Source organism: Thalassolituus marinus (genome assembly GCF_020320395.1).
Lineage (GTDB): Bacteria > Pseudomonadota > Gammaproteobacteria > Pseudomonadales > Oceanobacteraceae > Venatoribacter > Venatoribacter marinus.
In genome coordinates this window covers 17,875-37,395 of sequence record NZ_JAEDAH010000008.1, presented here as the reverse complement: position 1 = coordinate 37,395, position 19,521 = coordinate 17,875, and the positions used below count along the sequence as shown (strand labels likewise).

Annotated in this window: 18 protein-coding genes; 16 read left to right on the top strand and 2 right to left on the bottom strand. The window is 54.2% G+C overall.

Features of this window, described 5'->3' with window-relative positions; all coding sequences use genetic code 11:
* Position 1: 1 nt before the first annotated feature.
* On the bottom strand, positions 2-3,127 hold the full coding sequence (rne, locus tag I9W95_RS01860) for a ribonuclease E (RefSeq protein ID WP_225671243.1): 3,126 nt from the start codon (positions 3,125-3,127) through the stop codon (positions 2-4).
* Positions 3,128-3,586: 459 nt separating this feature from the next.
* Between rne and I9W95_RS01855 the strand changes: the two genes are divergently transcribed.
* The 15 genes from I9W95_RS01855 (at position 3,587) to I9W95_RS01785 (ending at position 15,253) form a co-directional block, all read left to right on the top strand.
* Positions 3,587-4,555: an RluA family pseudouridine synthase gene (locus I9W95_RS01855; protein ID WP_225671241.1), complete on the top strand. Its 969-nt coding sequence runs from the start codon at positions 3,587-3,589 to the stop codon at positions 4,553-4,555.
* Positions 4,542-5,210 carry an HAD-IA family hydrolase gene (locus I9W95_RS01850; protein ID WP_225671239.1) on the top strand — a complete coding sequence of 223 codons (669 nt, stop codon included), beginning with the start codon at positions 4,542-4,544 and terminating at the stop codon, positions 5,208-5,210. Before I9W95_RS01855 ends, I9W95_RS01850 begins: the two co-directional genes overlap by 14 nt.
* Positions 5,203-6,183: a S49 family peptidase gene (locus I9W95_RS01845; RefSeq protein WP_225671237.1), complete on the top strand. Its 981-nt coding sequence runs from the start codon at positions 5,203-5,205 to the stop codon at positions 6,181-6,183. The genes I9W95_RS01850 and I9W95_RS01845 overlap by 8 nt, the downstream gene beginning before the upstream one ends.
* Before the next feature lie 45 nt (positions 6,184-6,228).
* Positions 6,229-6,747, top strand: a complete 519-nt coding sequence (locus I9W95_RS01840; RefSeq protein WP_225671235.1) for a YceD family protein — start codon at positions 6,229-6,231, stop codon at positions 6,745-6,747.
* 25 nt (positions 6,748-6,772) lie between these two features.
* Complete coding sequence (gene rpmF, locus I9W95_RS01835) at positions 6,773-6,958, top strand: 50S ribosomal protein L32 (protein ID WP_225671233.1); 186 nt, start codon at positions 6,773-6,775, stop codon at positions 6,956-6,958.
* Between the two features lies 1 nt (position 6,959).
* Positions 6,960-7,982: a phosphate acyltransferase PlsX gene (plsX, locus tag I9W95_RS01830; RefSeq protein WP_225671231.1), complete on the top strand. Its 1,023-nt coding sequence runs from the start codon at positions 6,960-6,962 to the stop codon at positions 7,980-7,982.
* 134 nt (positions 7,983-8,116) lie between these two features.
* Positions 8,117-9,055 (top strand): ACP S-malonyltransferase, encoded by a 939-nt coding sequence (gene fabD / locus I9W95_RS01825; protein WP_225671229.1) that lies wholly within the window; start codon positions 8,117-8,119, stop codon positions 9,053-9,055.
* Between the two features lies 1 nt (position 9,056).
* Complete coding sequence (fabG, locus tag I9W95_RS01820) at positions 9,057-9,797, top strand: 3-oxoacyl-ACP reductase FabG (RefSeq protein ID WP_225671227.1); 741 nt, start codon at positions 9,057-9,059, stop codon at positions 9,795-9,797.
* A gap of 44 nt (positions 9,798-9,841) precedes the next feature.
* Positions 9,842-10,075, top strand: coding sequence for an acyl carrier protein (acpP, locus tag I9W95_RS01815; protein WP_145468776.1), 234 nt, complete (start codon positions 9,842-9,844; stop codon positions 10,073-10,075).
* Between the two features lie 83 nt (positions 10,076-10,158).
* A complete protein-coding gene (fabF, locus tag I9W95_RS01810; RefSeq protein WP_225671225.1) occupies positions 10,159-11,397 on the top strand; it encodes a beta-ketoacyl-ACP synthase II in 1,239 nt (412 codons plus the stop codon).
* A complete protein-coding gene (pabC, locus tag I9W95_RS01805; protein WP_225671222.1) occupies positions 11,366-12,205 on the top strand; it encodes an aminodeoxychorismate lyase in 840 nt (279 codons plus the stop codon). The genes fabF and pabC overlap by 32 nt, the downstream gene beginning before the upstream one ends.
* Positions 12,202-13,248: an endolytic transglycosylase MltG gene (gene mltG, locus I9W95_RS01800; protein ID WP_225671220.1), complete on the top strand. Its 1,047-nt coding sequence runs from the start codon at positions 12,202-12,204 to the stop codon at positions 13,246-13,248. Before pabC ends, mltG begins: the two co-directional genes overlap by 4 nt.
* Complete coding sequence (gene tmk, locus I9W95_RS01795) at positions 13,245-13,889, top strand: dTMP kinase (protein WP_225671218.1); 645 nt, start codon at positions 13,245-13,247, stop codon at positions 13,887-13,889. Before mltG ends, tmk begins: the two co-directional genes overlap by 4 nt.
* On the top strand, positions 13,886-14,878 hold the full coding sequence (locus tag I9W95_RS01790) for a DNA polymerase III subunit delta' (protein ID WP_225671216.1): 993 nt from the start codon (positions 13,886-13,888) through the stop codon (positions 14,876-14,878). Before tmk ends, I9W95_RS01790 begins: the two co-directional genes overlap by 4 nt.
* 21 nt (positions 14,879-14,899) lie before the next feature.
* Positions 14,900-15,253: a PilZ domain-containing protein gene (locus I9W95_RS01785; RefSeq protein WP_225671215.1), complete on the top strand. Its 354-nt coding sequence runs from the start codon at positions 14,900-14,902 to the stop codon at positions 15,251-15,253.
* Positions 15,254-15,289: 36 nt separating this feature from the next.
* Here I9W95_RS01785 and I9W95_RS01780 read toward each other — a convergent pair whose 3' ends face one another.
* A complete protein-coding gene (locus I9W95_RS01780) occupies positions 15,290-16,426 on the bottom strand; it encodes an aminotransferase class V-fold PLP-dependent enzyme (RefSeq protein ID WP_225671206.1) in 1,137 nt (378 codons plus the stop codon).
* A gap of 108 nt (positions 16,427-16,534) precedes the next feature.
* Here I9W95_RS01780 and I9W95_RS01775 point away from each other — a divergent pair, with 108 nt between their 5' ends.
* Positions 16,535-19,438 carry an insulinase family protein gene (locus I9W95_RS01775; protein WP_225671204.1) on the top strand — a complete coding sequence of 968 codons (2,904 nt, stop codon included), beginning with the start codon at positions 16,535-16,537 and terminating at the stop codon, positions 19,436-19,438.
* Positions 19,439-19,521: the final 83 nt, after the last annotated feature.

The window sequence follows — 19,521 nt, the reverse complement described above, 5'->3', positions numbered from 1 at the left end:
GTTACGCCTTAGGCGTTTCAGCTTCTTCTTCGCTCGGCGCTTCCGTCACTTCAGTTGCAGACTGTTCTTCTGCAGTGCCGTCAGCATCTTTTGCAGTTTCAGCAGCTGGCTCTTCAGCCTGCGGCGCTTCGGCAACCACGTCGGCAACGACTTCTGGTGCTGCAGCCTCTGTGGTAACAGCAGGTTCATCCGCTACAGTTTCGGCAGCAGCATCTTCGCTGACTTCGCCATTGTTACGCGGATCATTAGAAGCACGACCTGCAGCTGGGCGACGACGACGGCTGCGACGACTGCGACGATCATTGCCATCGGTAGCCGTTGAAGCCTCTTCCTGAGAGGTTTGTACGATTTCTTCCGCAGCAGCAGCTTCTGATACTGCAGGCTGATCATCGACAGCAGGCTTAACAGTTTCAGCCTGAACCTCTGCAGGAGCCGCTTCAACGTCTTTCTCTGCAGACTCGTCAGCAACAGCTTTATCAGTAGTCGCAGCCTCAACAACCGGAGTAGCAACCTCTGCATCTGCAGCAACGTTTACCGTTGTTTCAGCAGCAGAAGATTCCACAGGCTTCTCAGACTCAGCAACGTCATCAGAAGATTCGTCATTCTTACGCTCATCGCGGTTGCGATTACGGCTACGACGATTGCGACGGCGAGTTGGCTTCTCACCAGAATCTTCATCAGAGGAAGTTTCTGCAGCAGCGGCTTCAGTCTTAACGTCAGCTGGCGCATCGGCAATTGCTTCTGGGGCAACGATTTCAGACGCGACCTCTGCAGCAACAACTTCTTTCTTTGTATCCGCAACCACAGATTCCTGTGCGGCTGCATCTGCGGCAGTTTCAGTTGCTTGCGCTTCAATAGCTTCCGCTGGTTTATTGCTGTTGCGCTCGCTACGGCGACGACGTGAACGACGGCCTTCGCGATTATCAGTCTTAGTCTCAGCCACTACGGTTTCAGAAGCTTCAACACTTTTTGTCTTCGCGTCTTCCGCTACTGCATCTGCAACAACATCTTTTTCCTGTTCACGCTTGCGGGCAGGGCGGCCATTAGCACGATCACGGCGTGGTGCCGTTGGCGTATCGTTCGCTTCAGCGGCACTCTGACGACCATCAGAATTGCGCTCGCCACGTTCTTTACGCTCTTTGCGCTCGCCACGCTCTTTACGTTCTGGGCGCTCAGCACGCTCTTTGCGCTCAGGACGTTCGCGCTGCTCGTCCTGACGAGAGGACTGACGCTCATCACTGTTACGATCGGCTTTTTCACCGCGATCGTTGCGTTCATTACGGTTACGGTTGCGGTTACGGTTGCGGCCGTTGCCATTGCGCTCGCCATCATTGCGACCGTTATTGCGACCATTGCGTTTTTCAGTGGTTGGTTTGGCTTTCGCCTTGGTTTCAACCGGCTTTTCTTCAGGCTTTTCTTCACTACCGAACAGAGCGTTCAGAGCTCCGCCCAGTTTCGCCCAGAATCCACCTGTAGCTTGCTCGGAGGCTTTGCCAACCTGCTGGGGAGCAGCCGGAGCTGGCGCAACTGAAGCGTGAGAGATGGCCTTAACCGCAGCCTGCTGCTGACGCGCTGGCTCACGAATAGTCAGATCAACACCAAAATCGACTTCTTCTTCTTCGATTTTATGTTCGTAGCTGACTTCACCAATCAGAGAATCATCAGGGCGCAAACGCAGCACTTCGTAGTGCGGAGTTTCCATAGCCGGATTTGGAATAATCACGACTTTAGATCCATGACGCTGCTCAATACCGGAGATCAAAGCACGCTTTTCGTTCAGCAGGAAAGTACCCACCGGAACTGGAACCAGAGCACGAATTTGTCCGGTGTTTTCTTTAGCGGCTTCCTCTTCAATCAAACGAAGAATAGACAGACCTGTTGACTGAATATCACGAATTACGCCAGTGCCATTACAGCGCGGACATACGTGACCGCTGGTTTCTTCCAACGACGGACGCAGGCGCTGACGGGACATTTCCATCAGACCAAAGCGGGAAATGCGACCAACCTGAACACGGGCACGGTCCATTTCCAGTGCTTTCTTCAGACGATTTTCAACTTCACGCTGATTCTTGTTCGACATCATATCGATGAAGTCGATGACCACCAGGCCACCCATGTCGCGCAGGCGAAGCTGACGGGCAATCTCATCAGCTGCTTCCAGGTTGGTATTCAGCGCAGTTTCTTCGATATCGGAACCCTTTGTAGCGCGGGCAGAGTTGATATCGATGGAAACCAGAGCTTCGGTCGGATCAATAACGATCGAACCGCCGGAAGGCAGCTTAACTTCACGCTGGAATGCGCTTTCGATCTGGGTTTCGATCTGGTAACGATTAAACAGCGGTACGGAATCGGTGTAACGCTTGAATTTAGACTGATAGTGCGGCATGACCTGCTGCACAAACGCATTGGCTTCATTGAAAGCTGCATCGGTATCAATCAGAACTTCACCAACGTCCTGGCGCAGGTAGTCGCGAATCGCACGAATGATAACGTTTGATTCCTGCAGCAGCAGGCAAGGGGCGGAGCGTTCTTCAGAGGCACGCTGAATGGCGTCCCACAGAGTCACCAGGTAATCCAGGTCCCACTGCAGTTCTTCTGCGCTGCGGCCGATGCCTGCAGTGCGAACGATAACGCCCATTTTGTCTGGCACGGTGACGCCTTTCATGGCTTCACGCAGTTCGCTGCGCTCATCACCCTCGATACGACGGGAAATACCGCCAGCTCGAGGATTATTAGGCATCAGAACCAGATAACGTCCAGCCAGCGAAACCTGAGTAGTCAGGGCGGCGCCTTTGTTGCCACGCTCTTCTTTATCAACCTGAACAATGACTTCCTGACCTTCTTTCAGGACTTCTTTGATGTTGATGCGACCCGGACCCGGATCTTTAACGAAGTACTCGCGGGAGATTTCTTTCAGAGGAAGGAAACCATGACGCTCAGCGCCAAAGTCAACAAACGCAGCCTCGAGACTGGGTTCTATGCGGGTGATTTTACCCTTATAGATGTTGGATTTCTTTTGCTCACGTGAGCCAGACTCAATATCCAGATCATAGAGTTTTTGCCCATCCACAAGGGCAACACGCAACTCTTCAGGCTGAGTCGCGTTGATAAGCATTCTTTTCATGCTGTCCGTTTACTCGTTAGGGCAACAAACAGCTGGCAATGCCGGATTCCGGCCACTACCAAAATGTTTATGGGTGCTTTGCAGCATCAACCGGCAACGGTATTAGGTTGCCCGGCTTGTCTCGCAGTGGTGCCTCTGGTTTGTCGTGCACCAACACTGTCCATAATTTGATAATGCGAGATTGCCAGCAGGTGTGCTGCCTGGTTTATCTCACGGGTGCCTGGCGAAATCGTTCCGCGCCAGCGCTCACCATTTTATTCGTCAGGAAGAGTTTTAACGTTAACCCATCTTCCTTATACTCTGCCGCTCTTTGCGGCTACGGCCGACCTTTCGGTATCGTCTCGGGTGGCTGTCTTACATGTTACTTGCAGCGCAGTACCGGGGCCGTCGGCGAATATAGCAACAATGTTTGCCCCCGGCAAATGCCATACCATCTTATAACCCGTCTCTGGCGACACTATGTCTAAGCAAGCGATCGACCCCACACAGGTCTCTCTGGTTACCATCACGCAGGATAATGAAGGGCAGCGGGTTGATAATTTCCTCATTACAGCCCTGAAAGGCGTGCCCAAATCAGCGGTCTACCGCATCGTCCGTAAGGGCGAAGTGCGGGTAAATAAGAAACGCGTAAAAGCCGACACACGCCTGCATGCCGGCGATGTTCTGCGTATTCCTCCGGTGCGACTGCCGGAGAAGGGCGAAACTCCTGATGTTTCGGAGAATCTGCAGAACCTGCTGAATGAATCAATTCTGTATGAGGACAGCGGCCTGATTGCGGTTAACAAGCCACACGGCCTGGCCGTGCATGGCGGCAGTGGTGTCACCCTCGGACTCATCGAAGCCATGCGAAAGATGCGACCAGATCATTCTTTCCTTGAGCTTGTACACCGACTGGATCGGGATACCTCTGGCGTGATTCTGATAGCCAAGAAACGCTCCGTCCTGACCGGGCTGCAGCGTATGCTGGTCAATAAGGCCGGAATCACCAAGCGCTACCTCGCTATGGTTCACGGACACTGGCCGGCAGCCATTACTGAAGTAAAAGAACCACTGACACGATTTGAACGCCAGTCCGGGGAGCGAATGGTGATGGTCGACCCGGAAGGTAAAACCTCCCATACACGCACAACACTTCTCGCCAGCGGATCTCATTACTCACTGATCGAGGCTGAGCCTGTGACCGGCAGGACCCACCAGATTCGCGTTCATTGCCAGTTTCACGACCACAGCATTGCAGGCGACGCAAAGTATTGCGACAAGGTTCAGCAGGGTATTGATAAGAAGCAAGGAGTTCGCCGCTTGTTTCTTCACGCCTGGCAGCTTTCCTTCAGACATCCGGACAGTGGCGAGCAGCTCACTGTCACTGCTCTGCCAGATGCTGAATTCACTGACATACTCAATAAGGCGGACTGCAATGCCGGATTTTAAGCACAAGTACCGCCTGATTATTTTTGACTGGGATGGAACGCTGGTTGACTCCACCCAACGCATCGTCGATAGCATGAGTCGGGCAGGGTCAGAAGTAGGCCTTCCTGTCGTGCCGGATGCCGCCATTCAGAACATCATCGGTCTCGGACTGCCAGAAGCATTAAAAACCGTCTGGCCCTCCATTAGTGAGCAACAATTAAAAGCCATGCACCCGGTGTACGCTCGCTACTTCGTTTCTGACAGCCAGATAGACATGGGCTTCTTCATTGGTACAGAAGACTTCCTGAAAGACCTGCTCAGCAAAGGCTACATCCTCTCTGTCGCCACAGGAAAAAGCCGTAAAGGTCTTGATCGCATGCTTCATGATCTGAAAGTAGGGCATTTGTTTGCAACGACGCGTTGCGCCGACGAGACCCGCTCTAAGCCAGACCCATTAATGCTGAACGAAATCCTGTCCGAGTTGTCGATAGCTCCATCAGAAGCACTGATGATCGGCGACACAACCTATGATCTCGACATGGCCAATGCTGCAGGAATTGATTCTGTAGCTATGGGGCATGGTGCCCACGACGACAACACACTACTGGCTTGCGGCCCGAAAGCGATCTGCCATAGCATTCAGGAACTGAAAAACTGGATAGAGACACATGGATAACAACACATCAAACAACGATTCCCGACGCCCTGACGACAACAGCAAAGAATGGAAGCTGATTGAGAAAGTCCTGCTCGACATGCAGGGCGAGCAAAAGAGAAGTCGCCGCTGGGGTATTTTCTTCAAGTCTCTTACCTTTATTTACCTGTTTGCCATCATCTGGCTGCTGCGCATTCCAGGCGAACATGGAAATATGGAGCCTCAGGCATCTGAATACGCTGCCGTCATTGAGGTGAACGGTGTTATCGCCGCCGATCAGGATGCCAATGCCGACGCGATCATCACGTCTTTACGTGACGCCTTCGACGATGAAAAGGCCCTTGGTGTTATTTTGCGCATCAACAGCCCCGGCGGCAGTCCGGTGCAGTCTGGCTATGTGTTTGATGAGATTCGTCGACTGAAAGAAACCCGTGAGAACTTCCCGGTTTATGCAGTCATCATGGACCTGGGGGCATCAGGTGCTTATTACATTGCAGCTGCGGCAGATGAAATATACGCCGACAAGGCCTCTCTGGTCGGCTCCATCGGCGTGGTGGGTTCCGGCTTTGGCTTTACCGAGGCAATGAACAAAATCGGCATTGAGCGCCGCCAGTACACTGCTGGCGAGCACAAAGGCTTCCTCGATCCGTTTCAACCTGAGAAACCTGAAGAGAAAGCTTTCTGGCAAAGCGTCCTGAAGGTGACACACAACCAGTTTATCAGCCAGGTACGACTGGGCAGGGGAGATCGCCTGAAGGAAACTCCGGACACATTCAGCGGCCTGATCTGGTCCGGCGAACAAGCTGTCGAAATGGGGCTGATTGATGGCCTGGCTTCTTCCAGCCAGATAGCCCGCGAGAAACTGAATACAGAAGAACTGGTCAACTTCACCTATCAGCCAACCCCGTGGGATGAACTGGTCAGTCGACTGGGTGCCAGCATGGGGAGAGGCTTTGCCACCCTGCTGACAGAACAAACTTTAACTCTGCGTTAAATAATTTTGACAGCAGGCTCCGGCAAACCTATTATACCGCGCACTATGGCAGAGGCTCAGTTACCCAGACGCGTCGATGCGGTTAAATTAGTTGATAACAATCAACAACTTAACGCACACATCGACAGCTCAAAGTTAACCAGACTTGGCGAAACGGCAGTGCGCTGTGACGCTCCGGTTCACTGCAACATTCAGTTTGCACGCGATCCGGAGAATAATCGGCTGCTCTCGGGAAGCTGTCATACGCAGGTTGTTATGACCTGCCAGCGCTGCCTCGGAGATGCTACAATCCCCGTGGAAAGCAGCTTTGAGTTGGGACTGGTTTTCAATGATGATCAGGCCCGACAGCTACCCAAACGTCTGGAACCTGTTGAGCTTGATGAGCAGGGTATTCTGGATCTCTGGACAGCGATGGAAGATGAAGTCTTACTGGCTCTGCCTTCCTATCCTGTTCATACTCAGGGTGAATGTGAGCTGAAGCAGCCTGAGCCTGCGCCGGAAATAACAGAATCTGACGAAAAGCGGCCCAATCCGTTTGACGTTTTAGCTAAGCTCAAACAGTAATAGCGAATAGTTAGGAGCCTTTAAAATGGCGGTTCAACAAAACAAAGTAACCCGTTCCAAGCGTGGCATGCGTCGTTCCCACGATGCGCTGGACACTGGTGCAATTGCACTGACCACTGATCCGACTTCCGGTGAAACTCACCGTCGTCACCACGTAAGCCCAGACGGTTTCTACCGTGGCAAGAAAGTCGTGGAGACTGGCAACAACTAATATGTTTACCTACGCGGTAGATGTAATGGGCGGGGACTTAGGTCCCCGTGTTGCGTTTAAGGCCTGCAAAAAATTTCTGCGCTTCCGGCGGGATGTCAGCCTGACCCTGACCGTTACCACAGAATACTACCAAGAGGCCTGTTCTTACTTTTCTGGCAATCCGCGCGTTCGCGTCATTCAATGCCAGTCATCCATAGAAGCCACCGACAAACCCTCGCAAATGCTGCGCAAGGGGCAATCATCAACTATGGCTGTCGCACTGCTGGAGCATCAGCAGGGAAGAGCTCATGGCGTATTATCGATCGGTAACACCGGCGCCCTGATGGTCCTTGCTCGCCAGTCTATGGGCATGCTCCCTGATCTCGAACGACCAGCACTGGCCACCATGCTACCAACCCGAGGCAAGCCGCTGTTAATGCTGGATCTGGGTGCCAATCTGTCCGTAGATGCTGACCGTCTGGTGCAGTTCGCCTGCATTGGCGCAGCCTGGTCTGAGACACTGACCGGACAGCCAGCCAGCGTCGGCCTGCTCAATGTTGGACGGGAATCCGGCAAGGGGACTGACTGCGTACGGATTGCCGACGAAAACCTGTCGGAACTGATGCCTGAGAACTACCAGGGCTTTCAGGAAGGCGATGACCTGTACAAAGGCGAGCTGGATGTGCTGGTAACCGATGGTTTTGCCGGAAATATCACCCTCAAGGCCAGCGAAGCCCTGTCAGACTGGCTCCTTGAACTGTTCAATCGCGAATTTCGCCAGCACTGGTTGATGAAATGGTTTGTCTGGCTCTGGCTACCCGCTGTGCGTAGCATCGAACGCCGGGTGTCGCCTGCACGTCATGGCGGAGCATTGCTGCTTGGCATCAAGGGCGTCGTTGTCAAAACACACGGCAGCTCCGATGCACGCACTTTCCGCTATGCGCTGCGCTACCTGCATGAAAAGACCCGAAACTTCGATGCGCTTCAGCTTCAGCAGCGCTACCTGAACCATCGCAGACACACTGCCAGCAGCAGCGATGAGTGAAATAGTTTCAATAATCTTGTGCATTGTTGACCATTTATTGTAACAATTTGCCCCCATACTATGTGTCCGGTTTTTCGGCTCGGTATGACTCTCGACACCGAATAACAACGAATTCAAGAATTAAGGGCGTTTGAATGACAGATGTAATTGCATTCTTCCCGGGACAGGGAGCACAGCACACTGAAATGCTGAGCGACCTGGCGGCTGAATATCCTATTATCCGACAAACCTTTGAAGAAGCGTCATCCGCTATCAACATGGACCTGTGGCAGCTCAGCCAGCAAGGCCCGGCGGAAACCCTCAATCTGACATACAACACACAACCTGCCCTGCTGACAGCCAGTACGGCACTGTGGCGCGTAATTAACGAAACATGCCCCGCACTCAATGTAACTGCAGCAGCCGGCCACTCGCTTGGTGAATACTCAGCCCTGGTTGCAGCAGACGCTGTCGACTTTGCTGATGCAGTGCGTCTGGTGCGCAAGCGCGGTGAATTAATGGAAGCCGCCGTCCCGGCAGGACAGGGCGGCATGGCTGCCATTCTTGGTCTGGATGAAGAGCAAATTATCAGCGTTTGCGCTGAAGCGTCAGCAGCCGGTGTGGTTGAGCCAGCCAATTTCAATGCTCCTGGCCAGATTGTAATTGCCGGTGCTGCAGGTGGTGTTGAAAAAGCCATCGAACTGGCAAAACAAGCAGGGGCTAAACGAGCACTGCCACTGGCAGTCAGCGGACCATTCCATTCCAGTCTGATGAAAGCAGCAGCAGAAGAGTTTGGTGAAGCTCTGGCGCAGGTCGCTTTCCGGGCACCGGCATTCCCGGTATTCCATAACGTCGACAATCAGACCGCAACTCTGGCAGAAACACCTGCTCGATTGCTTGCTCAGCTCTACAGCCCGGTCAACTGGACTGGCGCGGTTCTGGCCACCCGCGGCAAAGCGGATATCGCGATCGAATTTGGTCCTGGCAAAGTTCTGACGGGCCTGAACAAACGCATCGACAAAACATTGAACACTGTAAACACTGGCGATATGGCCGCACTGGCAGCAGCCATCAATACCATTCAGGGATCCTAATATGAGCGACAAAGGCTTAGCACTGGTCACTGGCGCCTCGCGCGGCATTGGACGAGCAATTGCAGAGCGCCTGGCGAACGACGGTTTCAAAGTCGTCGGTACCGCCACTTCAGAATCCGGCGCAGCGCAGATCAGTGAAGCACTACAGGGAATTAACTCAGAAAATGCCGGCATTGTGCTGAACATTTCTGATGCCGACCAGACTGATGCTGCACTGAAGCAACTTCTGGCCGACCATGGCACGCCTGCCGTGGTGGTAAACAACGCTGGCATCACCCGCGACAATTTGTTTCTGCGCATGTCAGAAGAAGAGTGGGATGCTGTCATCAATACCAACTTAAGTGGCGTTTTCCGTGTCTGTAAAGCCATGGTAAAACCTATGATCAAACAGAAATCAGGCTGCATCATTAACGTCAGCTCGATCATTGGCACGACCGGCAACGCTGGCCAGGCTAACTACGCCGCCGCAAAAGCTGGTCTGGAAGGATTTTCGCGTTCACTGGCTCAGGAAATTGCCAGCCGCAACATTACCGTCAATTGTGTAGCACCAGGATTTATTCAAACAGATATGACGGAAATCTTGCCTGAAACGCAAAAAGAAGCCATCCTAGCGACCATTCCGGTCAAGCGTCTGGGACAGGCAGGTGAAATCGCCGGTACGGTGGCATTTTTAGCCAGCTCCGACGCCAAATACATTACGGGCCAGACCATTCATGTGAATGGCGGCATGAACATGGGCTGAGGTCATTACGACCGCAGGACAATTGTAAAAAACAGGAAACAACCATGAGCAATATTGAAGAACGCGTAAAGAAAATCGTTTGTGAACAACTGGGCGTTAAAGAAGAAGACGTAAAAGCTTCATCTTCTTTCGTTGATGACCTGGGCGCGGATTCTCTGGACACTGTTGAGCTGGTAATGGCTCTGGAAGAAGAATTTGAAACCGAGATTCCTGACGAAGACGCTGAAAAGCTGACCACCGTACAGGAAGCTATCGACTACATCATCGCAAACCTGTAAGTCTGAGATGATGAAAAAGCCGCCTCTTCGGATGCGGCTTTTTTTATGCTCAGCTGGACCGGAAACCAGAAAGAAGCAGGCTTATGAATAAGCGCAGAGTTGTTATTACTGGCCTTGGGACCGTAAATGCCCTTGGACTTAATACCACCGATACCTGGCAGGCGTTACTGGCCGGAAAAAGTGGTATCAGCACCATCGAACACTTTGACACAGAGGGTTATGCAACCCGCATCGCCGCAAGCATCCCGGACTTTGACATTTCCGCCATCATGACGGAGAAGGAAGCCCGCAAGATCGACCTTTTTCTGCAATACGCATTAGTCGCAGCGGAAGAAGCCATTCTTGACGCAAACCTGCCAGACTCACTCGACCGTGACCGCATTGGTGTGGCCGTAGGTTCAGGCATTGGTGGCTTGAGTACCATCGAAAACAGCCATGTCCAATTACTGAAAAGCGGCCCTCGTCGGGTTTCACCGTTTCTGGTGCCGGGCGCTGTTATCAATATGGCCTCCGGCAATATCGCCATCCGCCATGGTTTTCGCGGCCCCAATTTTGCCATCACAACAGCCTGTACTACTGGCACCCATAACATTGGTTACGCAGCACGCACCATCGCCTATGGCGACGCAGATGTCATGATAGCCGGGGGAGCTGAGGCAGCCTCAAGCCCATTGGGTATCGCTGGCTTTTCTGCTGCTCGCGCCATGAGCAACCGCAACGATGAACCGCAGCGCGCAAGTCGCCCCTGGGACAAAGAACGCGACGGATTTGTTCTTGGCGACGGTTCCGCAGTACTGGTACTGGAATCACTGGAGCATGCTCAGGCGCGTGGCGCCACCATCTACGCTGAACTCTCGGGACTGGGGCTGAGTGACGATGCTCACCACATTACCAGTCCTCCAGAAGATGGTTCAGGTGCTGCTGCAGCCATGCTCAATGCCCTTAAAGATGCCGACCTGCAGCCTGAAGATATTGCCTACATCAACGCCCATGGCACCTCCACCCAGGTTGGTGACATTGCCGAAACCCGCGCAATAAAATCTGTGTTTGGCGAACATGCTTACAAACTCGGGGTTTCATCAACCAAGTCCATGACAGGACACCTGCTGGGTGCAGCCGGGGCTATCGAGGCGCTGATTACCATTCTGGCTATTCGCCACAACATCGCGCCACCGACTATCAATCTGGACAACCCGGATGAAGGCTGCGACCTGGATTACATTGCCCACACAGCACGCCCTATGACCATCAATGCCGCCATATCCAACTCATTTGGATTTGGCGGAACCAATGGAAGTCTGTTATTTACACGGTATGACTAATACCTATCTGTGGAATCCGGCAGCCAGACGGTGGCAAACCGGCAATTCGGTAAAAAGCGATGATCGGGGCCTGAGCTATGGCGATGGCCTGTTTGAAACCCTGCGCCTCAAGCCAGATGGCACTTGCCCGCTATGGCACTGGCATCGACAACGTTTGGTACAGGGACTGGTGGCGCTGGATTTTCCGATCAACGCACTGGCCTTAATCGACGAGGCGATAGAGCAGGCGCCACGCCAGGGAACTGCAGCGAAACTGGTGATTACCCGCGGTACGGGCCCGAGAGGTTACTTACCTCCGGCAGAACCTCAGCTTACCGTTATATGGCAACTGTTTACCGCGCCCGACTGGGCGCACAACCGGTGTCCGGAAGGCTTCGACTGCCAGTTCAGCGATATCCGCCTTTCTCAGCAACCATTACTGGCCGGCATCAAACATCTGAACCGGCTGGAGCAGGTATTGTGTCGCCAGCGAATGCCAGACGGCCATCAGGAAGCCATCATGCTCGACCAGGACGACTGGGTGATTGAAGGCTGCATGAGTAATATTTTCCTTATGGAAGGGCAGAAGATCATCACGCCAGACCTGAGTCGCTGCGGGGTCAATGGTGTCATCAGGCGCTGGCTGATAAATCAGACCTCCGTGACTGAAGCATCAGTGTCAGCGGAACGACTTCTCAAATCAGACGCTGTACTGATGACGAACAGCCTCAATGGCGTGATTCATGTTCGCAGCGTTGGCAGTAGACGGTATGATCACAACCCCGAAATCAGAGAACTGCAGCGGAGCCTGCAGGAGTTGTTTGTGTGAAAAGAATAATCCGCCTGGGTGGTGTCATCGCGTTACTGGCCATCGCACTGGTTCTGGGCCTGTCACAGCTGCCAACCAACAATGAACAAACCATTCGTATCGAAATCACCCCTGGCGACACCCTGAGTGGATTATCCCGCCAGTGGCAGCAGGATGGCTGGCTGCCATCCGCTTTATTGTTACGTATTCAGGCAAAACTCAGTGGTCAGAGCCGTATTCTGCGCCCAGGGGAATACGACATACCCGCAAGCCTGACCGCCAGCCAGTTGCTTAATCATCTGGCCAGTGCCAGTCCCGTAGCTTACCGGGTGACACTGATTGAAGGGCATGACCTGCGCGAAGCCCTGTCAGCGATCAGTACCGCACCCAAATTAATACAGGACATAAAGCCGTTAACACCAGAAGCCGTTTCAGCGCTCCTGCAACTCGATATCAATCCGGAAGGGCAGCTGTATCCGGATACCTATGTTTATCACAGTGGCGACAAGGCATCGGTCATTATTCAGCAAGCCCACCAGCGCCTGCAGGAACAGCTGCAGCAAGCCTGGCAGCTGAGAGCATCAGGCCTGCCATACAGCAGCCCGCAGCAGGCGCTGATCATGGCCTCGATTGTGGAAAAAGAAACCGGTGCCGCGGCAGAGCGGCCAATGATCGCAGGGGTTTTTGTGCGTCGCCTGCAGAAGAATATGCGACTCGAAACTGACCCTACGGTTATCTATGGTCTCGGGCCAGAGTTTGATGGCAACCTGCGTAAGAAACACCTGCAGGATCGCAGCAACCCATACAACACCTATCGCCACAAAGGTCTGCCGCCAGGACCTATTGCGCTGGCTGGCCGTGCCGCCATGGACGCCGCACTTAATCCGCAGGACGGTGACGAGTTATACTTCGTCGCCAAAGGGGATGGCAGTCATCAGTTTTCCGCCACACTGGAAGAACACAGTGCAGCGGTCAGACGTTATCAGATATATCGCCGCACAAAGGATTACCGCTCGGCACCAGCCCCGCAATCTACCCAAGAAGAGCAGCAATCGACGTTATGAGCAATCCGTCAAAGGGCCGCTTCATCACCTTTGAAGGCGGTGAAGGGGTTGGCAAATCGACCAACATCCATTTTTGCGCCACATGGTTGCGCGACAAAGGCATCGGGGTAATTACCACACGAGAGCCAGGTGGTACGCCGGTGGCCGAGACCATTCGCGAGAAGCTGCTTAAGGCTCATCATGAAGAGCCGGTTGATCCACTGGCAGAGCTGCTGCTGATGTTCGCAGCCCGCGCACAGCATCTGAATACTCTGATCCTCCCGGCACTGGAAGCCGGAACCTGGGTGTTGTGTGATCGCTTCACCGATTCCACCATCGCCTATCAGGGCTATGGTCGCCAACTGCCAATGGAACACATCCACAACCTGAAAGCGCTGGTACAGCACAATCTTGAGCCCGACCGCACCTTTTTACTGGATGCACCACTTGAGGTTGGTATGGGTCGTGCCCGGGCGCGTGCCGACAGTGCCGGTGAACAGATCGATCGCTTTGAAACAGAAAAACTTGCCTTCTTTGAACGCGTACAGCATGGCTTTCATGCCCTGGCCGCAGCTGAAGAACGCTTTGCCACCATCGATGCGTCACGCCCACTGACTGACGTTCAGCAAGATCTTGCGCTCGAGCTGGAGAAACTGCTGTGACCGCGCTCCTGCCATGGCAACACAACGCCTGGGCGGATCTTGTGCGTCGCCACCGCAAGGCAGGCCTTCCGCACGCTCTGATGCTCACTGGCATAGAGGGCATCGGCAAGCATGAGTTGGCCAGATACAGCGCCAAGTGGCTGCTCTGCCAGCGCGACGAAGATACACCCTGCGATCAGTGCCACAGCTGCCAGCTGTGGAATGCCGGTTCTCACCCGGATTACATGGCCGTTCAGCCTGAAGAGGGTAGTCGTCAGATTCGGATCGATGCCATTCGCCGGGTGAATGATTTTCTTGCACAGACACCGCAGATCAGCCGCTGCCAGGTAGTCAGTCTGCGTCCGGTTGAAGTCATGAACACCAACGCGGCCAACGCCTTACTGAAGACACTCGAAGAGCCGGCCGGTGAAAGCTTCCTGCTCCTGGAAACAGAACGCTTTGGCTCCGTTCTGCCGACCATTCGCTCCCGCTGTCAGCGCTTTACTCTCGACACCCCCAGTCACGAGCAATCAATTCACTGGCTGGCGAATAACGGCCAATCCGGCGAAGCAGCCGAACAGGCCCTCAAGCGCAACACTGGTGCTCCCCTGAAGGCACTGCAGTGGCTGGCCAGCGATCAGCGCGAACAGCAACAACGCTGGATGGAACTGCTGGGGCAGTGGAGTAATGGTAGCGCCCCCTTGCAAGTGGCCGCCGAAGGTTGGAATAAACTTGATATTTCCGATGTAACCAATTGGTTTTATTCGTTTTTATCCGACTGCATAAAGCTCAGCATGGGAATTCAGCCAAACCAGCTCACCTATGGCACCATCGCACGAGAGATGCTCGGTGAATCTATGCCACCTGCTGCAAAGCTGATACCCTTGCATGACAAAATCAAAGAAATTCTCGGCCGCCTGCTTTCCGGTGCCGGGCACTATAATAAGCAACTCCTGATCGAGTCCCTGTTACTCGACTGGCAGAATACACTCGCTCAGCGTGAGCGCTGAGTAAGCAAAAGGGGAAGTACCATGACAGCTGGAATGGATGGCGCCCGCAGTGGCATCCTGTCGCTGACCATCAAAGATAAGTCGGTTCTGTATGCGGCCTACATGCCTTTTATCAGGGAAGGTGGTCTGTTTATCCCGACCAATAAGCAGTACCAGCTTGGCGATGAGGTTTTCATGCTGCTGAAGCTGATGGATGAGCCAGAAAAGATCCCGGTAGCCGGTAAAGTGGTGTGGATCACCCCGCGCGGCGCGCAGGGCAACAAGGTAGCTGGCGTAGGCGTACAGTTCACTGGTGATGACAGCATTGCCCGCGACAAAATCGAGACATTCCTGGCTGGCGCACTCAAGTCCGACCGCCCAACCCATACCCTGTAAGCAAGCATAAAAAAGGCCGGATAAACCGGCCTTTTTTCATTCGGTATCGAGCAATTCCTCGAGTACATCCACCGCATCGTTGAGAACATCTTCCGTAGTATGGAAGTGGGGCGAAAACCGAATACCACCGCCACGATGGGCACAAATAACCCCCACGTGCATCAATCGCTGATACAGAGCAGCCATATCGTGATCCCAGAAATGAAAGGTCAGAATGCCGGACGGGCGCTGATCAAGCAGCGGATTCACAAACACAGCGCCTTTGTCTTCCAGCAGCTCCTTCAGATACAGCACATTGGTAACGGTGCGCGTGGCGACCACATCCATGCCCACTTCCAGCAGCAGGCCGGTACTGGCGTTCAGTGCCGTCGCCGCCAGCATATTCGGACTGCCGCATTCATAGCGGCGCGCATCCGCTGCCAGCTGCCAGTCTTTATTGTCGTAGTTACCCATATCCGCCACCATATGCCAGCCGTATTCGCTTGGCGGCAGTGAATCCATTATTTCAGGACGCACGTAGAAGAAGCCCAGCCCCTCGGGGCCCAGCAGCCACTTATGGCCATCCGCCATGGCAAAGTCAGCCTGAATCGCCTGCACCGAGAATGGTAGAGCGCCTACTGCCTGAATGGCATCAACACAAAACAACACACCGCTGGCCTTACAGGCTTCACCAATGCGGATCAGATCCATGGTCAGGCCACTGGCATACTGCACGGCACTGATCGACACAAGGCGCGGCTTGCGGGCGATTGCAGCCAGTAGCTCGCGCTCCGGGTCTTCCCATGGCAGTGCGACTTCCACCACCTGCACACCACGTCGCTTTAGGGACTCCCAGACAATTCGGTTGGAAGGAAACTCCTGATCACTGATCACAACCACATCGTCTTGCTGCCAGTCGATGCCTGCAGCGACAAACGACAACGCCTCTGAGGTGTTTTTTACCAGCGCAACACTGCCTTGTGGCGCGTCGATCAGTGCTTCGAGATTACGTTTAAGTGAGGTTTCAATGGTCAGCCATTGCGGGTAGTGCGACGCACCAAAGGCCACATTTTCGGTAGCAAAATCGGCCACCGCCTGCCGGGCACGTTCCGGCCAGGGCGCTACGGCGGCATGATTCAGATAAAGACATTCATCGTTCACCGGAAACTCGTCCAGCCATGGATACTCAGTCATCACAGAAACCTCTTGATAAAGATGATGAGAAGCATAATCACCCGTTACGGCATGCAAATAGCCTGTTAACATACTCCAGTAAAGCAGAAAAGGATAAGCAGAGAGCCTATGTCATCTAACAGCGCATTCCGTCATATCGGCAAAACCCGCGTTGAGTCACTCAATATCGATATCGAGCACTACGAACACATCAACACCGGTGCTGTGCATTATCACCTTGCCACTGAACATGACGAGAAAGCCTTTATAGTAGCCGTGCGCACTATGCCGCACGATTCCACCGGCGTAGCCCATATTCTCGAGCACACCGCGCTGTGTGGCAGCGAAAAATACCCGGTACGCGATCCATTCTTCATGATGACGCGCCGCTCGTTGAACACCTTTATGAACGCCATGACCAGCAGCGACTGGACGGCGTATCCGTTTGCCTCGCAAAACGACAAAGACTTTAACAATCTGCTCGACGTCTACCTCGATGCCGTCTTTTTCTCGCGCTTGCACGAGCTGGACTTCGCTCAGGAAGGCCATCGCATTGAGTTCAGTGAAGAGGGCAACCCGCAGTCACCACTTGAATACAAAGGCGTTGTGTTCAACGAAATGAAAGGCGCCATGTCATCCACGGTCAGTCAGTTGTGGCAGGGCATCAGTGCCCACCTGTTTCCGACGACCACTTACCACTACAACAGTGGTGGCGAGCCCGCAGAAATCACCGACCTGACCTACGAGCAGTTGCTGAGCTTCTATCGCACGCACTACCACCCGAGCAATGCCATCTTTATGACGTTCGGCTCAATCGACATTGATGAGTTGCACGACAAACTGGAAAGCCAGGCACTGAGTCGCTTTGAGCGTCAGGACAAACAATGGCGGGTGGAGCCGGAAAAACGCTACCCGGCACCCATTGCCGTCGAACAACGCTACGGTATCGACAGCGAAGACCTGTCCGCCGCCACTCACCACGTAGTGGGTTGGCTGCTGGGCGACTCTATTGATCTCGATGCTCAGCTGGAAGCACACCTGGTCAGTCAGGTACTGCTGGATAACAGTGCCTCGCCTCTGCGTCGCGCACTGGAAGAAACCGAACTGGGTGGCGCACCGTCACCACTGTGCGGTCTGGAAGACTCTAACCGAGAAATGAGCTTTATGTGCGGCATCGAAGGCAGCGAGCCTGAGCATGCTGAAGCGGTAGAGCAGCTGATTATCGATACTCTGCAAAAAGTAGCCGACGAAGGTGTTGATCAGAGCATGATCGACGCCGCCCTGCATCAGCTGGAGCTGCATCAGCGCGAAATCGGTGGCGACCATTACCCATACGGGCTGCAGCTGATTTTCAATTCACTACCAGCCGCCACCCACTATGGTGATCCGGCCGGCCTGCTGAACCTCGACCCGGCACTGGAAACCCTGCGCGAACGTACCCGCAACCCGCAGTTCATGCAGGAAGCCGTCACCCGTTTGCTGCTTAATAACCGTCACCGGGTACGCTTCACGCTGCGTCCGGACGACGGTGTCAACGCCGAAGCCAAACGCCTGGAAGAAGCTCAGTTACAGCGCATCCGCGAGCAACTCAGCGATGACGATTGCCAGCAACTGATTGAACAGGCCGAAGCACTGAAAGCCCGCCAGGCCCAGGAAGATGATCCGGGCATTCTGCCGCAGGTGACTCTGGCCGATGTACGCCCCGAAGTTTCTTACATGGCCGCAGACGCCAGTACTGATAACACAGCAGCCATGCCGGTGACTGAATACACGGTCGGCACCAACGGCATTATCTACCAGCAATTGCTGTGCGATCTGCCGACCCTGAGCGGTGAGCAGCTGACCTGGCTGCCATTTTTCACCCAGACCTGGAGTGAAGTCGGTGCCGGTGGTAACGACTACCTGCACCAGCAGCAGAAGCAAACCGCACTGGTAGGCTCGCTGACCAGCTATGCCAGCATCAAGGGTCAGGTCGATAATCCGGACCTACTGTCCGGCTATCTGGTAATGAGCGGTAAAGCACTGAGCAGCCGCAGCGAAGACTTTTCTGCACTGATGAAAGAAACCTGGGGTAGCGCTACCTTCGACGAAGAAAACCGCCTGCTGGATTTATTAACCCACGCCAAGTCGCGCCGTGAGCAGGGTATTACCGGCAGTGGTCATAGCCTTGCCATGTCACTGGCAGCTGCACCACTGAATGCCGCAGCCAATATTGCTAACGAACTGGGTGGTCTGCCGCAAATCCGCCGCGTAAAAGAACGCTGGCAGCAGGCGCAACAGGAAGGTGCCGGCTTTATCAGCAGCGCCCTGAACGAGCTGTACACCAGCATCACCACGCCGGCGGAAGCCTTGCTGGTGTCTGACGAACAGAGCCGTAATGCGCACCGTGAGGCGCTGCTGGCGCAATGGAACAGCGTGACCGCGCCAGCCAGTCAGCCCATGAACTGGCGGAACACCGACCCGGCCACGTACTGGATGGTGGACTCACAGGTGAACTTCTGTGCCTGGGCATTCCCGACCGTCACCATGGATCATGCTGATGCTCCGGTACTGGCGGTACTGTCCGGTATTTTGCGCAACGGCCACCTGCATACCGCTATTCGCGAACGAGGCGGTGCCTATGGCGCAGGTGCAGCACAGGATTCTGCACTGGGCTGCTTCAAGTTCTACAGCTATCGCGACCCAAGAGTAGAAGGCACATTTGCCGACTTTGCTGCCTCAGTCGACTGGGTGCTGAATCGCAGCAACGGCGATGATCTGATTGAACAATCAGTGCTGGGACTGATCGGCGGCATGGACCGCCCGGGATCGCCAGCCGGCGAAGCCAAGCAATACTTCCATCAGGATCGCACCGGACGTACTCGTGAACTGCGTCAGCAATTCCGCGAGCGACTGCTGGCCACACAATGGAGCGATATACAGCGTGTTGCCGCCCAGTATCTGCAGGGGCAAAACGGTGTGAAAGCCGTGGTTGCACCACGCGGCACTCAGTCGGTTGCAGAACAACTTGGGCTGAAAGTCGCCGAATACTGATCAAAAAAATCTGGGTCGTATGTTCATGCTCCGTTCATACAGAGGTGAGCATACTACCTGTCATACGGATTACAGGAACACAG